Genomic DNA, 17,926 nt, shown 5'->3' with positions numbered 1-17,926 from the left:
CACTGACCAGAACGATGTCGGTATGATGGCATAACAAATACATTCTATAGCGCTCAGATCATGACTCCTGCACAAATGCTCACCTCAGCCCGCCCATATTCGCGTTATCTTGCACGACTGCTTGATCATCATCAGCTAGATGATGAACGCTTTTTAAGCTGGTTAGCAAAAAAACTGCAACCTGAAGATTTTACAGCGTTTGCAAACTGGCAGTCATTGCAAGAATCGGCAAATGAAGAAGAATTATCACGCCAGCTACGAATTTTGCGACGCTATGTCATGGCACATATTATCACCCGTGATCTCCTGCGTATCAGTGATCTGAATGAAGTAACCAGCACAATTACGCATTTTGCCGATTTTGCCATTAATACCGCCGAACAATATGCACATCAATATTATGCTGCGCTGTATGGAGAACCAATTGGACGGACGAGTAATAGACCTCAACGTCTTAGTGTTGTGGGTATGGGCAAAATGGGTGGGTATGAACTGAATGTGTCTTCTGATATTGATCTGATTTTTATTTACCCCGAAGCCGGCGATACACATGGCAAACGGCAAAAAATCAATCAGGAATTTTTTACCAAAGTCGGTCAGAAAATCATTGCCTTATTGAATAATATCACCGGGGATGGGCAGGTATTTCGCGTGGATATGCGTCTGCGGCCCGACGGCGATGCCGGACCATTGGTGTTAAATGAGACCGCACTTGAGCAATACTTAATACAACAAGGGCGGGAATGGGAGCGTTATGCTTGGACCAAAGCTCGTGTGGTAACCCCCTATGCTAATGGTATTGCCGAACTGGTGCGACCATTTGTCTTTCGTAAATATCTAGATTTCAATGCTTATAATGGCATGCGCAGCCTGCATCAACAGATTCAGCATGAAGTGAAACGCAAAGGCATGGCCGACAATATTAAGCTGGGAGCCGGCGGCATCCGTGAAGTAGAGTTCGTAGCGCAGATTTTTCAGTTAATTCGTGGTGGTCAAATACGTAGCCTGCAATTAAAAGGAACTCAAGAAACACTGCATGAGCTGGTCAAACAAAATATGCTTGAACAGCAACAGGTTGACCAGCTATTGCAAGCGTATTTATTTTTACGTGATACCGAGCATCGCTTGCAGTATTGGGATGATCAGCAGACGCAAATGTTACCATTAAATCCTGAGCAGCAATTGCTTTTGGCGCAAAGCATGGGTTATGAACATTATGCTGATTTTCTATCTGCACTGAATATGCACAGAAACAGAGTACATGAGCTGTTTGAAGCGATTTTTTCCGATCCCGAAGAAAAAAAACAACCGGAAAATGTCGATATGCTTAGAATCTGGCAAGATGAAGAAGCGGATGAAGAAAAAGAATCTTTGCTCAAGACATATGGATTTAATGCAGATACAGCACTGAAACGTTTGCATCAGCTGCGTCATAGCAGCCAATACCGGCAATTAACTGCCGATGCGCAGCAGCGTTTTGATCAAATGATTCCTTCATTACTGATTGCAGCCAGTCGCTGTAAGCATGCAGATGTAACCTTGGCCCGTTTACTGGATTTTATTGAAGCGATTGGTCGTCGCAGTTCGTATCTGGCATTTTTACATGAGCATCCTGAGGCATTGGGTAAATTGGCTTCATTGATGAGTCAGAGCAGTTGGGTAGCTCGTTATTTGCAACAGCATCCCATTCTATTGGATGAGTTGCTGAATAATCAATTAATGCAAATTGATACCGATTGGACACAATTTGCTCAGGAACTAAATCGCTCATTGGATGATTGTCAAGGTGATGTAGAGGCTCAGATGGATGTGCTCAGACGCTTTCAGCATGCACATACATTTCGGCTGGCAGTACAAGATTTGGGAGGATTATGGACCGTAGAGGCTTTGTCTGATCAACTCTCTGCTCTGGCTGATTTAATCATCAGTTCGGCACTAGCGAGAGTATGGCAGGAGTTGCCACGACGTCATCGGGAAAAACCTCGTTTTGCCGTGATTGCCTATGGCAAATTAGGCGGAAAAGAACTGGGTTATACCTCTGATCTCGACTTAGTTTACCTGTTTGATGACGACGATGCAGATGCAGTGGATATTTATACTCGACTGGCACGACGCCTCACCACCTGGCTAACAGTCGCTACCGGTGCTGGAACATTATATGAGATTGATCTACGTTTACGTCCAAATGGTGATTCAGGCTTTACCGTGACCCATATGCAGGCTTTCGAACGCTATGAACGAGAAAATGCCTGGACTTGGGAACATCAGGCATTAACGCGGGCACGATTTATAGCTGGAGATCAACTTGTGGGCAGACGTTTTGATGCCATCAGGCAAGAGATTTTGTGCCGGCAACGTGATCAAACCCAGTTAAAAGCCGACATTATCAATATGCGCGAAAAAATGTTTACTACTCATCCTCCTGTGCTGGAAAATGTGAAATATGCACGCGGGGGAGTAGTGGATATTGAATTTGTGGTGCAGTATTTGATTTTGGCCCATGCACATCGCGATGCGCAGTTATTACAAAATTATGGCAACATCGCTCTATTAAGCATTGCTGCTGAATTGGGGTTGCTTGATATCGAACTGGCAGAAAATAGTAGAATCGCCTACCGCTTTTATCGTCAGCAGCAACACAATACTCGTTTACGCGATGAGGTGAGTACCGTGGTTGATGCTCAATTGCTGGCTCATTATGAAATCGGAAAAGAGCTATGGACACAGGTATTTTCAGCCGCGCCCAAACCTACTTAAAAGCTTAATGACATATAATTTTGCTTCATTATAACTATTTTATGTCTAAATTTGGTAACGTAAATTTAGCGATTATTGATTGTGCTTTAATTTAATTAACTTGTATCCATTTGGCACCGGCTCAATTTTGAAAATACCTAAATCACGCTGGGTATGATCATCAATTTTGGTGCAGTCTCTTCTTAGGCCATGTTGTTTAAACCAATCAATGCCTAGATGGATATGGTTATCATCAATTCTTTTAAAAATGCCTTTAGAAGAAGGAAAACAGCCTTCAAATCCACAATCTGATTTGTACTTTGAAACAAAGGTTCCATCTTTTTGGAAGATAATGGAGTTTCCATATATAGTGTTTTTTTCCCAGTCTTCTAGATGCGTCAAATAAAATTCCGTTGATTGCGCATTGATCACTTTATCAGTATGCCATTTATCAATCTTCCAGAATTCACTGACGTGGTCTTGGGCGAAACAAATGATTGGCAAAAGAAATAATGCTAAGAAAATTTTTTTCATTTTAGTTGCTCTGAGCGAGTTAGTATTGTCTGGAATTATCAAGTTATATTGTACTAGATGGAAGATGAGTCTATGCCAGATATTATATCAATTTTTTTATTATTAAATGTTGATCGAAGTCCTAGCGCTTAAATTAGCGGTTTAAATCATTATTTAACATAGCTCGATCAAAAAGCTAAAATGTTTATCATCAGTTAAAGCACAATTAAAAAACTGGCTACACTTATTGATGACCACAATGAAATACACGATACATTGTTTTATGTTGTCGCTTAATCAAGCGATGGCAAATTAGCATAAGGAGAAAAATTCACCATGAACTAATAAAAGATGGTGCTGGCTAATTGGTTATTAAGCACGAATGCAGTTATGGATTAGAACTGGATAGTGGTGATTTAATCAAACGATATCCCTCCTTAGTAGGCTCAATTTTGAAAATACCTAAATCACGCTTAGTAACATCACGGATTTTTTCACATCCTTTTAATGGACTCATTTGCTTATACAAACTAATGCGTAGATGGATATGGTTATCATCAATTTTTTTAAATCTGCCTTTTGAAGAAGGATAACAATCAACTGCAATATATGCGAAGTGCTCTGAAACAAACGTACCATTTGTACGGAAGGTAAGAGTGTTTCCGCTATTTTGACTCATTTCCTCTGGGTTTGTCAGAGGGTCTATCAGATATAGCTCCTGAGTTTGCGCATTGATCACTTCATCAGTAAGCCATTTATCAATCTTCCAGAATTCACTGACGTGGTCTTGGGCGAAACAAATGATTGGCAAAAGAAATAATGCTAAGAAAATTTTTTTCATTTTGGTTGCTCTGAGCGAGTTAGTATTGTCTGGAATAAACAAGTTATATTGTACGAGATGTAAGATGGGGCTAAGTCAAATATTATATAAATTCCTTTTATTATCTATATATTGAGCGAAGTCTGCTCGCTTAAATTAGCGGTTTAGATCATTATTTAAAATAGCTAGATCAAAAAGCTAAAATGTTTATCATCAGTTAAAGCACAATTAAAAACTGGCTAAACCTGTTGATGACCAAAATGAAATACACGATACATTGTTTTATGTTGTCGCTTAATCAAGCGATGGCTAATCAGCATAAAGGGAAAAATTCACCATGAACTTATAAAAGATGGTGCTGGCTAATTGGTTAGTAAGCACGAATGCATTTATGGATTAGAGTTAGATAATGGTGATTTAATTAAATGATATCCCTCTTTAGTAGGCTCAATTTTGAAAATACCTAAATCACGCTGGGTATGATCATCAATTGGTGGACAAATTCTTATTTCGCCATGTTGTTCAAACGAATTGATGCGTAGATGGATATGATTATCATCAATTTTTTTAAAAGTGCCTTTAGAAGAAGGAAAACAGTCGTATCCACAATCTGCTCGGTACTGTGAAACAAAGGTTCCATCTTTTTGGAAGATAATGGAGTTTCCATATAGAGTGTTTTTTTCCTTGTCTTCTGCATGCGTCAGATAAAATTCCGTTGATTGCGCATTAATAACTTGATTCGAACGCCAAAAATCAATCTTCCAGAATTCACTGACGTGGTCTTGGGCGAAACAAATGATTGGTAAAAGGGATAATGCTAAGAAAATTTTTTTCATTTTGGTTGCTCTGAGCGAGTTAGTATTGTCTAGAATTATCAAGTTATATTGTACTAGATGTAAGATGAGTCTATGCCAGATATTATATAAATTTTTTTTATTATCTAAATGTTGATTGAAGTCCTAGCGCTTAAATTAGCGGTTTAAATCATTATTTAAAATAGCTCGATCAAAAAGCTAAAATGTTTATCGTCAGTTAAAGCACAATTAAAAAACTGGCTAAAGCTGTTGATGACCAAACTGAAATACACGATACATTGTTTTATGTTGTCGCTTAATCGAGCGATGACTAATCAGCATAAAGGGAAAAAATCACCATGAACTAATAAAAGATGGTGCTGGCTAAATGGTTAGTAAGCACGAATGCAGTTATGGATTAGAACTGGATATTGGTGATTTAATCAAACGATATCCCTCCTTAGTAGGCTCAATTTTGAAAATCCCTAAATCTCGCTGGGTAGGGTCATCAATTGGGGGACAGCCTCTTGTTAGGCCATGTTGTTTAAACGAATTGATGCGTAGATGAATGTGGTTATCATCAATTTTTTTAAATGTGCCTCTAGAAGAAGGAAAACAGTCATTTCCACAACGTGCGTAGTACTTTGAAGCAAAGGTTCCATCTTTTTGGAAAATAATGAAGTTTCCATATATAGTGTTTTTTTTGTTGTCTTCTGGATTCGTCAAATAAAATTCCGTTGATTGCGCATTGATCACTTTATTAGTACGCCATTTATCAATCTTCCAGAATTCACTGACGTGGTCTTGGGCGAAACAAATGATTGGTGAAAGAAATAATGCTAAGAAAAAGTTTTTCATTTAAGTTGGCCTCAATGGGTAGGTGATGTCTGAAATATTAGGCTATTTCGTTAATTAAGAAAAGTAAAAATATTTGGTAATTTTCTTTTTATATCTTATTGATAGTCAAATGGTGATGACAAAATTGAATCGTTTTTCTGGTGTTTTTTGTCCGCAATTGCAGCTGAAGGTTAATCGATAGTTGAGTAAGTGACGTTTAATTTGACAAGGGATACTCTTTTTTTAGGTTTGGCTGTAAAACAGATTATTGTTAACACAATTCAATGAAAAGGTGTCTGTGCATCACTAAAAGGCGAAGGTTTGTTGCTGGTGGTATGAAAATCTTTTTTATAACTTTGCTAAGGCTGTTGCTGACTGTTCGCCTGTCAGCGTACAATCAGATATCGCACTGCAGTTTTCAACTGGTCTATTCTAGTGAATCAATTAATATTTGACTTTGAAGATCGTAATTATCCTGGTTTTGATAAATTTCTTGGCCATACTAATGCGGAACTCATTTACGTTTTGCAATATCAAGCTGACCCGTTTGTTTTTGTCTGGGGTGAAGCGGGCAGTGGCAAGAGTCATTTACTTAAAGCTTGGGTGGCGCAGGCACAATCACGCGGCCTTAAAGCTGAATATGTCGATGCTAGTCGTGAAGGATTAGGCAACTGGTTGTTTGCGCTTGATTGTGTGGCGATTGATCAGATTGAATTACTCAGTGCTTCTGAGCAACAGCAATTGTTCGCGCTGTTTAATCATTTTCGAAATAGTCGACACGGAAATCTGCTACTGAGTTCAGCTATTCCACCGCAACAACTGATGATTCGCGAAGATTTACGCACACGTATGGCATATTGTTTGGTTTATGAAATCAAACCTTTGAGTGAAGAAGAAAAATTTAATGCGTTAGTCGGTATGGCAAAAGCTCGGCAAATACCGATTGATGATGAAGTGATACGCTATCTGCTCTCGCACTGGCGCCGAGATTTAGATAGTTTGCTGTTGATGCTGAAAACGTTGAATGATTATTCATTGGCTCAGGGAAAACGCATCACCTTAACTTTACTGCGTCAGTTGCTTAAACAACAGGAACATGCATGAATCTAGCCATATTTGATTTGGACAGAACTTTAATTAATTGTGATTCTGATAATGAATGGCCGAAATATCTGTTAAAAAAAGGGCTGATAGATCAGTCTTTTGTAGATTTCGAAAGAAATAAATATTATCAAGATTATATCAATGGTTGTTTAAATATTGATGAATTTTTGAAGTTTCAATTGGCACCGCTGGGGCGATTTAGTCGCGCAGAATTGGATAAAATGCATAATGAATATTTGCATGAGTTTATTTTGCCCCATATTACGATGATGGCTAAAATGTTGGTGCAAAGTCATCGCGATGCTGGAGATGAGCTGCTGTTACTTTCTGCCACGAATGAATTTATTATCACGCCAATTGCGCATGTGTTCGGTATTGAAAATGTGATTGGGGTGCAATTAGAAACAGACAATAACGGTAATTATACAGGTGCTTATGTAGGCACGCCCAGTTTTAAGGAAGGTAAGGTTACACGTTTGCACCAATGGCTGCAAAGCCGTGGACTGACTATGTCCAGTTACGAAAAAATTTATTTTTATAGTGATTCACATAACGATTTACCGTTGCTGAAAGAAGTGTCTGATCCGGTAGCCGTTAATCCTGATGACAAGTTAAATAGTTATGCCCAGCAACATGGTTGGCCGGTTTTAAATTTTCAATGAAGATTGGTTTAATGAAGATTTAAGCGATAAACATTTGGATAAAATAGCTGGATGCTAGTTAATCTTAAAATGACTGCAAATTTGTCAATCTGATTTTTAGGTGATTGGGAACAATCGGCAAATCATATTTAATCAAGAAGTATCCGGCAATCAATTCAATATTTAAGATTTTTTGAACATAAAATAGTTTTAACGTTAAAACTATTTTATGTTTTATTTTTAAAGTTTGATCGGACTTGATAGCTTACTGGTTGCAAATTGATTTAAATAATTGCTTAAGAAATAACCCAAATAGGACTAGAGTCAGGAATTTTTTATCATTTTAGAAGTGACATCGGTCAGAGCGATAGCGCTGCAAGAAAGTCCTATTGAACCAAGTTTAGAAAAAATAGAACACGTAGTCTGAGCAAATGGTAAAGGGGACTGGAAGGAAGAAGATTTAAATGGCTTTTGGTTGAAGAAAAGAATAAACCTAATGAATTCGAATGATTATATTACGGGTTCAGAATACAGGCTTCTCAGGGCTTAAAGGAGGAATAGATGTTACGGATGATAATCAAAATTTTATGACCATGCATATAAATACAGATCTATAATGATCATGGCGGTGGAGTGAAGAACGTTGATTAATATGGTCAATTTATTGATAGATAATGCGACAAAGCCTAAACCATCAGATTATTGACATCGGATGATTAGTATGAAAAGCATCACTTTAGCTATAATGACCTTACTACTAATTAGTTGCAACTATAAAAAAGTGACCTTATCATAACGGGGCAAAGAAATGCACCGGTTGCAGAGTATCTAGCAAAGTCCGTACAAACTGAAGAAGAAATAGCACAAGCGCACAAGCGGATTGAAGATATTGAAACCTTTGTTTATAGGGAGGTGGAAAAAATTTTAAATAAGAATCAAATTGGAAAAACCTTTTTTATTCACGCGCCTGATTCTATTAAAGCAGGAGGCATACTTGAATATAAAATTACCTATCTAGGAAGCATCCAAATAAAAGGCGAAAATATTCGATTTGTAAGCATAACGTCTTATGCAGGTAACTATGAAGATTCAAAAAGAGCCAGTTCTACAATAACGCTATTTAATGGAAATAAACGGATAGGATACTATTATGTAGGTGGAGCTTTTGATTCTCTGCCTCAAATCTTAAATACTAATTTAATGATAAAGTATGCTGATTGCAGCCAAACAACGACAATCAGTTTCAAGGACAGCATACCCCAAGATATTTACGTAAGATGCACAGAAGATGGAGGAGATCTATATTCTTTTAGTAAAGAATAGGCTTTTCTTCAGTGGGCTCATCCTTCAAAAATGACTTTACTATAATTAAAATGCATGACTCACACTACACATTTAATTTTAGCTATTCCTGCAATAATAGCAATGACCAAAAACATAATCAGTGCACTGAATGCACTGGCGTTTGCCGAAAATAACTTATAAAGAAAACAGATCATTCAATGATCCGCAGCAGAAAAACTTAAGCGAGGATTGATGCTAACCGAAATATCATCTCACATAGACTTTCGACGACAATCAACTTGCTCCGATCAAAAAAAAGCACAATTATCTCATCCCGATCATCAAATTTAATCGCTTTTTCCTTCCAAGCATAACCGCATCAAACAATAAGAAACTAGCTGAGGTTAAATACAATAAATCATCAGCCATAACCCTATTCAGGTAAACCAATACTAACTTTTATTCATGATTAAAATAATACATTGATATATTTATTATATTTTAGTGAAAATTTATTCCGTTTGATTGATTTATTATTCTAAAAATATTACTGAAAATATCGTATTCATCATGCTTTTTCATGTTATGTGCTTGGCGTTTAATAAATTGTATAGAAAATAACCCTATATTTTAGGTTTATTGAGTTAATCAATATGAAAAAAATATTTATCAATCAACGTTATAAATGTCATCAAAAACGGCTTCGGGCGAAAACTTGTTATGTCAAAACTTACCAGGGAGAACGCTTATGTCGAAAAACCATCTTTACAGCATAAAACAGCGTGAGTTGGTGCAGTTTCAATTGAGTTTGCCAGCATGGCGCTGGCGAATATTGTGCGCAATAACCTCGATGATGTTGTTATTTCCGCTGCAGATGACTTTAATCTGAATAACAAAGGCGGGTTGACGCATCTATGGTGGTGGCGCTCATATTCGGTTAGGAGCAATTTTTCACAATAAAAATTTATAACAATAGGGTGTATTGCTGTTTGTAGAAACAAACTGGTTGTATGATTTATCTACACCACAAGCCAAAACCAATCGCCAACATGTTACATCCGATGCCAATAAAAAACAGTTTGTGCTTAGAGTGGGCGTAAATACCAACATCAGCCAAGCATAAACCAGCTATGCATAATTTGCGAGCAAATTGTGCCGCAACAGGCATACCACTGTCTGAGCTTATATAGGTTTGAATGATTCAGTCTGTTTTTGAGTTAGATTTAATTATTACTTAAAGCTTAGATTATCTGCAAAAGTCTAAAACAATACCTGACGTTCTGTTTTCTTAAAAATTATGTTTTTATCGTACTGTTCAATTTTACATCGGCTCAATTATTCGGCATTTAATCATTAATGTCTATAAATACATACAATATGCATAATCCAGTGTTTCTTTTTGATTTTATTCATTTGAAATATTGCTTTTGGGATAAAAATGTTCAATAATCCATTCAACATATTACAAATGATTTAAAAGTATTATGTTATTGATTAAATTAAATTTATTGATTTAATCATAATTATCAATATGATAATTAACTTTAAGTAAACTTGGAAGATATTTAATCATGAACAAAATTTATAAGGTTATAAAAAACAGGTTCGGGCAAAATCTTGTTGCCTCAGAACTTGCGAGAGGTAAAGGTAAGTCGAAAAAACTATCTTTACTGCTCAAAACAGCGTTGGTTGGTGCTGTTTCATTCGGGTTTTCCGGCATGGCCGTTGCAGATATAGTGATCAACAATTTTGAAGATGTGTTGGTTACAAAAGCTGAGGGCGAACAAAAAAAATTGTCTATTCGTAATGTTGATGAAAATATCACTGTCAATAATACGGGTCATCTTACAAGTAATGTAGATGAAGGACAGGATTTATTATACTATTTTATAAAAAATGGTAATGTCGATTTAACCAATAGCGGTACGCTGGAAACCCACAATGAAGGTACGCGCGGTATCATGATTTGGGGCTCACCAGTTGAACAAGAGCGAGTAATCAAAGTCACAAACCACGGCAATATCAACATCAATGGTGATGCTGCTTCAGGTATTGTTGTATTGGGTAATGATGTCGCTCGATGGGCTACTTCTCCTGATAGCAATACCACTGTTTTTGTGGATAATACCGGCGACATCACTGTTAAGGCGGAGAAATGGAAACCCAACGCAGATTTAAAAGCTGGAAGAGCCCCTACAGGTATCATTGCAACAGCCTTGAGTGGGAATAATGGCGATATAAACATTAAAAACTCAGGTAATATCATATCTGCCCACACTGGTATGCAAGGCTGGCAGGAAGGTATCGGTGATGTGAATATCGATAATTACGGCGATATCCATATTTATGACTCTCCTTTTTCTTCTGGTTTTGGAATCATAGGTAAACGTGATGTGGTTGGCTGGAAAGATCATCACCAATTATCAAAAGGTGATATCAACATTAAAAATCACGGTAAGCTGAGCACAGCATCGCAAAAAAATAATATTAATCTGATTCATGCGTTCATGACGATATCATCAAAGGGCGAAGGCATTGTTGAAGGCAATATCAATATTGATAATGATGGTGTGATTCAGTCAGATGGTAAAAATGCCAAAGGTATTTATGCCAGTATGCGAGGCTCAGCCGGTAATACCGGAAAAATAATCATTAATAATAATAGTTTAGTTGATATCAGTGGTGAAGATTCAAAATCTATTTATGCCTTTTCTCGTGATGGTGACATCAATGTCAATTTAGATGCCGGCTCTAAAATTATTGGTGGTAACGGCAAAGACGGCGCTGCTGTTGAAATGATCAGTGAGGAGCATCGTCTTGACGTAAGCAAAGAAACACAAGCCCTTCAGATTCTGAATAATAAGGGCGAAATCTCTGCGTCCAACGACAGAACTATTGTTGCACATCGATCCAGAGCGTCAGGCGGTCAAACCATTATTAATAATGATGGTAAGATCAACGGTTTTGTGGATTTGAGTGCTACTGAAAATCTTAATCTTGCCAAAACAGACCTGACAGCAGATCAAAATTTCCAGGACGTTAAGAGCAATGGCGAGGTTCAATTTAACAATAATGGTCTGTGGAATATTCAGGATGCCACTGGTTTGAGCAGTAATGGCCAAGTCGGCACCGTAATTAATGTAATTGGTACTGACAGCAAAAACGGTTTGATAAACAATACTGGAACTATTCAGATTGTTGATCCGGATATCAATTCAGCGGTTTTACAAAATGCCGATGTAATTAATAGTGGTATCATTGATTTGGGTAAAAATTCAGCCGACACCACTTTAACCATCAATGGTAATTACAATGGTGATAATGGTCAGGTAAACATTTACACTGATGTCGAAAATAATCTAACCGATAAATTGATTATTACCGGTAATGCGAATGGTAATACCCAGCTCGATATTATTGAAATCGGTGATGCTGATGTTGAAGAAGGACGCATAGAAGACTTTATCCATGTTCAAGGTAAAGATGATGCCAAATGGACCATTAAAGAAAATAATGACAGTGGCTTTGACTATACCATTGACAGAGATCAGAATGGCAAACTAGTCATTAATTACACCAATGCTTTTTCAAATGTGCTGAAGTCACCAGTGTCTGGATCAGTGTTTGCCAATCAAATGGCATCATTGGGTATGTTCCGTCACACAGCACAGGATCGTGCTGCTGCAGTTTATGCACCGGACTCTAATGTTTGGATGCGCTCCAGCTACAATCGTGAGAAAACCGATCTGTTTAATGGCAGACAAAAAGTAGAAATCAAGACCACAGTTTTAGAAATGGGTGTTGATGTTGTCTCCACAGATGACTTCAAAGCTGGTGTGTATGGCGGTTATGGTCACAGTTCTACTGATACTGACCTGAAAAACAGCCAGCGTAAAGGCGACGGCAGCGTTTCTGGTTATAACTTAGGCTTCTATGGTCACTGGAATAATCAGGATAACGGTGCTGGTTTATATGTGGACGGCTGGGCACAATACAGCTGGTTTAACAATAAAACCAACGTGCATTTATCTGACGTAAGAAATTTCCACAATAAATATGACAGCCACGCTATTTCACTGTCAGCAGAAGCTGGTTATGGTTTTGTTGTTCATGAAGGCAGCAACAAAAAATGGTTGATCGAGCCGCATGTACAGTTGGGTTACACCTGGACCGATGCAGATGACTTCAATCTGAATAAAAAAGGTCGTGTCACCGACATCAATGCTGATGGAGCTCAGGTTCGCCTAGGTGCAAGTTTCTACGGTAAGAACTCAAAAGAAACTTATGGCGTGTTGCCGTTTGTAGAGGCAAATTGGTTGTATGATTCGTCTACACCAGAAGCCAAACTCAATGGCAAACATGTTAAATCGGATGTAAGTAAAAACCAGTTTGAAGTTAAGGTAGGTTTGAATGCCAACTTTAGCAAAGCATTAACTGGTTATGCACAATTTGATGGCAAATTTGGCAGCAATAGTCATTCAAATGTCGGTGCAAAAATTGGTTTGAATTATTCATTCTGATTTTTTAAAAAAATCTGATCTTCAAAGCAGCATTTGAATATGCTGCTTTTTTTATTTTTCGTCATTAAGCGTAGCCTATCTCGAAGAAGCAATTTTGTGGCAATAATTTTAAATAGAGATAGACAGAGAGAAATGGTTAATGCATTTTCGATGAGCATGATTTTCAAAAGAAATCAGGTAAATTATCACGTAATTTTTTGCCAGCATCATCCTATTCAATCTAATTGATTAATAAAAGAAAAACCTAAGCTGGTTGACAGAAAAGTAGCTACAGTATGAATAGAGAACATTGGCCGAAATATCCCCAGCGGCTACCCTTGTCCGGCTGCTGAACTTTCATATCTGTGCCAAAAGATGCGGCGTTCAGCTTCCTGCTTTTTTTCACCAATCAGATTAAGTATTGTATGTAAAAATAGTGCTAATTCTCAATTATTTATCCATTATTGGTCACAACCTTCGGTTTTATTGAAAAGTGATCGCTGTTTAATAATCTATGCAAGCAATGCTGAAAAATGCTTAGTTAGCAGAGAAACTATCTATTCTGATTATTTTTAAAAGATTTTTTATTTATGCACCTTTGTTGGCGCTAAACGGCTTATCGGTGTGTATGCAGATTTCTTGCCGCGCATTGGCTAAACCACGCTGCAATTCGGTAAAGTTAATTGCTTTGTACGTCTTTAGCCAAAGATTTTGAGGAAATTGTGCCGCCAAATCGAATTGTCTGCACAGCTGGTTGTATCTGGAAAAATTTTTACTCATCTCAGATGACGCGCTTACTTTATTGTCTTATTGGCCGGATGAATAAAATTTGGCTTAATTGCTGGGTTCTTTATCTAGTGCAATGGTCCACAAAATGGACTGATCGGTTGGCGGTGGAGGGAGAACAGATGGCGCAAATAAATTCAAAAGGTGAGTGTTTAATTTATTGATGAAAATAAAATTGTTTGTACTTTTTTTGGTTAATAGGACATTTTAGATGTTGGCCAAAGTTTATAGTTAAAGGTTATCAAACAAATATTTTATTCACGAAGATTTTTTGCTTTGATTCTGCATTTTACAGTTGGTTGCTTCATCCTTGGATATTTGGTAGGGGTAAGCAAACATGCTTGTTATATAAATTTAATAGGAGGCGTTCTGTGTTAGGTAGGGTAGTTTCAAATTAAATATATTTTGCTGATGTTATTGTGATATTTTTAATAATGCTGATTAACTTAAACTGAATTTTTTTTGGGCAAATCGCTTTTTGGCCTAAACCTTGATCAGGTTATCGCTACAAAGAAGTGGTTTAAGCAAGCTATAAGGTGGGTTTGCTAATAAGATTTATCATGCAGGATATATATATATTCCTGCATGATGTGTCAGTTGTGCATATGTATAAATCAGAATACGCTATTACCGTTAACTGATTTGATTTTTTCAATGTTGGTTTCGATAACGTCCCAGTGTTCAGCTAATTGACCGTTTTCGAGACGGTAAATATCACAGGTTTTAGTCTGCTGACCTTGATCATCGGTGGTTTTGTAAAAAACGTAAACCATATCACCATCTGCGCTGATATTTTTGGTGTCGTAGGTTATTTTTTGCTGTAGCAAGGTGTGTAAGAATTTAACAAATCCAGCTCGTCCATTTTCGACCTGCGGATTATGCTGAATATAATCTTCTTTGACGAATTGTTCTATATTGGATAAATCTCCATTAATAAAAACTTGCTGATGAAATGCTGCGACGATTTCTTTGTTTGTTTTCATTATATTTACTCCTGTGTGTGACCAGTTTTATGGAAGGTTTATTGTAACGATTATTTTTGGAGTAATAGGTTAATTTAATTAAGTTAACTTTATAATTCAAATATTTATAAAGTTATTGTGTTGTTGGCAGGCTGAAATATGGCAAATGGCACATTATTTCTGAGTTAGCAGAATAGCCCGAAAATCGTTGATATTGGTGCGGGTTGGCGTTGTCATTAAAAGTTGGTCGGTAGCAGCAAAAAAATCATAAGCACGATGGTGATTGAGTAGTGTCAGTGGTGATAATCCAGCCTGCAAAGCTTTATTGAGGGAATCAGGTGTTAACCAGGCACCGGCATTGTTCTCGCTACCATCGATGCCATCGGTATCTGCCGCTAGAGCGTAGATGTTTTTTGCTCCGTTTAGGGCTATGGCCAGTGCCAGTAAAAATTCGCTGTTTCGTCCACCTTTGCCTTGATGTTTATTTAAGGTGACGGTGGTTTCGCCCCCGCTAAGTATGAGCAGGGGTTTGGTTATTCGATGTTGGTGGTATAAGGCAATACCCGCCATAACTTGCGCTACTTCGCGTGCTTCTCCGCTTATGCGATCGCCCAGATAGAGTACATCGATATTGTGTGCCTGTGCCCAGTGGCTGACTTGGCTCAACACTTGGTCGGGAGTGATGATGACAAAAGCACGACTATTGGGTAGTTTTTTGGGGGTTTCTGCTTGTGCACTGTGCAAGAAGGTTTGGATATGCTCGGGCAGTGTTAGCTGATATTGTTGGATGATGCGGTTCACATCTGCAAGGGTGGTTGGATCGGCAACGGCAGCACCGGATCCAATCGTACTAATGTCATCGCCAACGACGTCAGAAATGGCCAAGGTGGTGATGAGTGCCGGAGCCGCAGCCATTGCCAATCGTCCACCTTTGATACGGGACAAATGTTTACGCACGGTATTCATGGCTTCAATAGGTACGCCATGACTAAGTAACTGCCGATTGATGAGCTGCTTGTCGGTTATGCTGATGGAGTTAATTGGTAGGGTGGTTAAAGCGGAAGCGCCACCAGAAACGAGGTAAAAAACCTGATCTTGTGCATTTAATCCCTGCACGGCATCAAGTAAAGCCTGTGCTGCGCGTTGTCCGGCTAAATCTGGTAGCGGATGGCCGGCTTCAATGACTTTGATGTAGCGTGTTGCAACACTATGCCCATAGGGGGTGACCACCACGCCGGACAGTGGCGGGTAGTGTTGCGGCCAAATCTTTTCCCATTCTGCAGCCATGGCGGCAGCGGCTTTGCCGGCTCCAACTACGATCACTTTGCCCGCTGGTTGGTGTGGTGGTAGCCAAGCATTCATTTTGTCTGTTGGGCTGGCTTCCTGCACGGTAAGATGAAAAAGCTGCTGCAAAAAGTGGATGGCTTGATCGTCGCTGAGCATGTTGTTTCCCCTTTGGATATCTATGTTAGTCACTGTTTAGCATGAGCGAATTTGTGGATTAGACATGTGATGATAAGGTGTACTTGATATGGAGAAATTTACCATTCATTGGATGCTAGATAAAGTCTGGTTGCAAGAACGAATAAGTTTTACCAAGCTCTAAGGTTATTGGAAATTAGCCCAGTGCTCTGTGGTTGTCTGCCATCAGCTGGATGCACGAAGTGTTGTTGCGGGTACAAACGGGTAAAAAAATTAAGGGATAATGGTATCAATGCCGATTTAGCTGTAGTTTGATTGCTACTTTTGGATAAGGTTAATACTTCTGAAAGTACGTTCTGCCACTTGCGAGAAACGGTGATTTGATATCATTTTGCTGATGTGACATTACTACGCTTGGTACACTGTATTAGCCCATGCTGTTAAACCATTTAGCTAAGCTATTCATTTTGTCAATATGACACAATATTCACATTATTCTCATAGTAAATATCTGATTTCTTAACAAAAAATAATTATTCTATAAAAATGATATCGTTTCTAAATGGTACATTCAATACGGTGTAATTTTTATAATCAAAGTGATGGAAATAGAATGATGAAAACAAAAGATTTTTTTGCTTGTGGCTTGGCTTTGGCTTTGTTGCGTTTGGTAACAGCTTTTTTATACATTCAGCATGCAACGGCCAAGTTTTGGCAATGGCCGGTATCCATGACTGACGGACATGGGTCGGTGGCACTATTTTCGATGATGGGTGCAGCCGGAGTGTTGGAACTGGTGGGTGGCGCGTTATTGTTATTGGGTCTGTTTGTGCGACCAGTGGCGTTTATTTTATGTGGACAGATGGCAGTGGCTTATCTGTTTATTCATACGCCATCCGCAGGTTGGCATACTTTACTCACTCCGCAGTTAAATCATGGTGAACTGGCGGTGTTATATTGTTTTATTTTTCTCTTTTTGTTTGTTGCTGGTGGTGGCTGGCTGGCGTTGGATAATCAGCGAAAATCAAAACAGGTGCTCGCTGATTTCTGATCCTTGGAATGGGTAGCTGATGATCAGCAAGTTTGGACACGATAAAGTATTTACTGGATTAAAACGTTGGGTTGGTACTGGCGAAGAAATAAACTGTGTTCAAACTGGTGGTTTTTAGCTTTTGGTTAAACATGGGTTAGCGTTAACGATTTTATCCCGTTTATAGCATAATTGATTTTTTGATTATGCTATTTATTTGGGCTGTTGTTTATATGAATAGGCACAGGCTTGTAATGATCAATCAGCTTAGGTGAGCAAAAAGTAATTGGCTTTGGATAAGCCATTTTTTGACGCTGTGCTCTTATGTGTTTGTAATTGGGCTATTCTTCAAACAAAGTTGTGTTGCTGGCGTTGATCGTTAAACCATGGCTATTTTTCCTATATTCTGAATATTTAGCGGGTTTTTAAATGACGGGGATTTACATCCATATAGAGTAAAAGTCGCACCAGCTTTAGCCAGAATCTTTGTCTGAAATC

The 17,926-nt window shown here is 38.2% G+C and carries 16 protein-coding genes; 8 read left to right on the top strand and 8 right to left on the bottom strand.

Annotated elements, in window-relative coordinates; translation table 11 throughout:
- Positions 1-60: 60 nt before the first annotated feature.
- Positions 61-2,757, top strand: a complete 2,697-nt coding sequence (glnE, locus tag J3U68_RS07050; protein WP_267375716.1) for a bifunctional [glutamate--ammonia ligase]-adenylyl-L-tyrosine phosphorylase/[glutamate--ammonia-ligase] adenylyltransferase — start codon at positions 61-63, stop codon at positions 2,755-2,757.
- A 72-nt stretch (positions 2,758-2,829) separates the two neighbouring features.
- On the opposite strand, the gene J3U68_RS07045 is transcribed toward glnE, so the two are convergent.
- From J3U68_RS07045 to J3U68_RS10695, 5 genes are all read right to left on the bottom strand, one after another.
- Positions 2,830-3,270: a hypothetical protein gene (locus J3U68_RS07045; RefSeq protein ID WP_267375715.1), complete on the bottom strand. Its 441-nt coding sequence runs from the start codon at positions 3,268-3,270 to the stop codon at positions 2,830-2,832.
- A 367-nt stretch (positions 3,271-3,637) separates the two neighbouring features.
- Positions 3,638-4,090: a hypothetical protein gene (locus J3U68_RS07040; RefSeq protein ID WP_267375714.1), complete on the bottom strand. Its 453-nt coding sequence runs from the start codon at positions 4,088-4,090 to the stop codon at positions 3,638-3,640.
- Positions 4,091-4,458: 368 nt separating this feature from the next.
- Positions 4,459-4,905 carry a hypothetical protein gene (locus J3U68_RS07035; protein WP_267375712.1) on the bottom strand — a complete coding sequence of 149 codons (447 nt, stop codon included), beginning with the start codon at positions 4,903-4,905 and terminating at the stop codon, positions 4,459-4,461.
- A 369-nt stretch (positions 4,906-5,274) separates the two neighbouring features.
- Positions 5,275-5,721 (bottom strand): hypothetical protein, encoded by a 447-nt coding sequence (locus J3U68_RS07030; protein ID WP_267375710.1) that lies wholly within the window; start codon positions 5,719-5,721, stop codon positions 5,275-5,277.
- Positions 5,722-5,971: 250 nt separating this feature from the next.
- Entirely contained in the window at positions 5,972-6,097 is a 126-nt protein-coding gene (locus J3U68_RS10695; RefSeq protein ID WP_416384638.1) for a hypothetical protein, read from the bottom strand.
- Between the two features lie 38 nt (positions 6,098-6,135).
- Between J3U68_RS10695 and hda the strand changes: the two genes are divergently transcribed.
- The 6 genes from hda (at position 6,136) to J3U68_RS07000 (ending at position 13,249) form a co-directional block, all read left to right on the top strand.
- Entirely contained in the window at positions 6,136-6,804 is a 669-nt protein-coding gene (gene hda, locus J3U68_RS07025) for a DnaA regulatory inactivator Hda (RefSeq protein ID WP_267375709.1), read from the top strand.
- Positions 6,801-7,466, top strand: coding sequence for an HAD family hydrolase (locus tag J3U68_RS07020; protein WP_267375708.1), 666 nt, complete (start codon positions 6,801-6,803; stop codon positions 7,464-7,466). The genes hda and J3U68_RS07020 overlap by 4 nt, the downstream gene beginning before the upstream one ends.
- An 891-nt stretch (positions 7,467-8,357) precedes the next feature.
- Positions 8,358-8,768, top strand: coding sequence for a hypothetical protein (locus tag J3U68_RS07015; RefSeq protein ID WP_267375706.1), 411 nt, complete (start codon positions 8,358-8,360; stop codon positions 8,766-8,768).
- Between the two features lie 709 nt (positions 8,769-9,477).
- Positions 9,478-9,618 (top strand): hypothetical protein, encoded by a 141-nt coding sequence (locus J3U68_RS07010; protein ID WP_267375705.1) that lies wholly within the window; start codon positions 9,478-9,480, stop codon positions 9,616-9,618.
- 93 nt (positions 9,619-9,711) lie between these two features.
- Positions 9,712-9,852 carry a hypothetical protein gene (locus J3U68_RS07005; protein ID WP_267375703.1) on the top strand — a complete coding sequence of 47 codons (141 nt, stop codon included), beginning with the start codon at positions 9,712-9,714 and terminating at the stop codon, positions 9,850-9,852.
- 448 nt (positions 9,853-10,300) lie between these two features.
- Complete coding sequence (locus tag J3U68_RS07000; protein ID WP_267375701.1) at positions 10,301-13,249, top strand: autotransporter outer membrane beta-barrel domain-containing protein; 2,949 nt, start codon at positions 10,301-10,303, stop codon at positions 13,247-13,249.
- Positions 13,250-13,816: 567 nt separating this feature from the next.
- Here the strand turns inward: J3U68_RS07000 and J3U68_RS06995 are convergent.
- The 3 genes from J3U68_RS06995 to J3U68_RS06985 form a co-directional block, all read right to left on the bottom strand.
- On the bottom strand, positions 13,817-14,008 hold the full coding sequence (locus J3U68_RS06995; protein ID WP_267375700.1) for a hypothetical protein: 192 nt from the start codon (positions 14,006-14,008) through the stop codon (positions 13,817-13,819).
- A 620-nt stretch (positions 14,009-14,628) separates the two neighbouring features.
- Positions 14,629-14,997, bottom strand: coding sequence for a nuclear transport factor 2 family protein (locus J3U68_RS06990; RefSeq protein WP_267375699.1), 369 nt, complete (start codon positions 14,995-14,997; stop codon positions 14,629-14,631).
- Positions 14,998-15,150: 153 nt separating this feature from the next.
- Entirely contained in the window at positions 15,151-16,419 is a 1,269-nt protein-coding gene (locus J3U68_RS06985; protein ID WP_267375698.1) for a glycerate kinase type-2 family protein, read from the bottom strand.
- A 595-nt stretch (positions 16,420-17,014) separates the two neighbouring features.
- Between J3U68_RS06985 and J3U68_RS06980 the strand changes: the two genes are divergently transcribed.
- Entirely contained in the window at positions 17,015-17,449 is a 435-nt protein-coding gene (locus tag J3U68_RS06980; protein ID WP_267376230.1) for a DoxX family protein, read from the top strand.
- Positions 17,450-17,926 lie beyond the last annotated feature (477 nt).

The sequence above is a fragment of the Snodgrassella sp. B3882 genome, assembly GCF_026535915.1.
In the GTDB taxonomy this organism is placed as follows: domain Bacteria; phylum Pseudomonadota; class Gammaproteobacteria; order Burkholderiales; family Neisseriaceae; genus Snodgrassella.
The sequence above is the reverse complement of the archived record's forward strand: the minus strand, read 5'-3'. Positions and strand labels throughout refer to the sequence as shown.

Excerpts from the sequence above, each read along its gene's own strand:
- J3U68_RS06990 (WP_267375699.1), bottom strand. The coding sequence starts at position 14,997 with ATGAAAACAAACAAAGAAATCGTCGCAGCATTTCATCAGCAAGTTTTT.
- J3U68_RS06995 (WP_267375700.1), bottom strand. The coding sequence starts at position 14,008 with ATGAGTAAAAATTTTTCCAGATACAACCAGCTGTGCAGACAATTCGAT.
- J3U68_RS07040 (WP_267375714.1), bottom strand. The coding sequence starts at position 4,090 with ATGAAAAAAATTTTCTTAGCATTATTTCTTTTGCCAATCATTTGTTTC.
- J3U68_RS06985 (WP_267375698.1), bottom strand. The coding sequence starts at position 16,419 with ATGCTCAGCGACGATCAAGCCATCCACTTTTTGCAGCAGCTTTTTCAT.
- J3U68_RS07010 (WP_267375705.1), top strand. The coding sequence starts at position 9,478 with ATGTCGAAAAACCATCTTTACAGCATAAAACAGCGTGAGTTGGTGCAG.
- J3U68_RS07045 (WP_267375715.1), bottom strand. The coding sequence starts at position 3,270 with ATGAAAAAAATTTTCTTAGCATTATTTCTTTTGCCAATCATTTGTTTC.
- J3U68_RS06980 (WP_267376230.1), top strand. The coding sequence starts at position 17,015 with ATGAAAACAAAAGATTTTTTTGCTTGTGGCTTGGCTTTGGCTTTGTTG.
- J3U68_RS07030 (WP_267375710.1), bottom strand. The coding sequence starts at position 5,721 with ATGAAAAACTTTTTCTTAGCATTATTTCTTTCACCAATCATTTGTTTC.
- J3U68_RS07035 (WP_267375712.1), bottom strand. The coding sequence starts at position 4,905 with ATGAAAAAAATTTTCTTAGCATTATCCCTTTTACCAATCATTTGTTTC.
- J3U68_RS07020 (WP_267375708.1), top strand. The coding sequence starts at position 6,801 with ATGAATCTAGCCATATTTGATTTGGACAGAACTTTAATTAATTGTGAT.
- glnE (WP_267375716.1), top strand. The coding sequence starts at position 61 with ATGACTCCTGCACAAATGCTCACCTCAGCCCGCCCATATTCGCGTTAT.
- J3U68_RS07000 (WP_267375701.1), top strand. The coding sequence starts at position 10,301 with ATGAACAAAATTTATAAGGTTATAAAAAACAGGTTCGGGCAAAATCTT.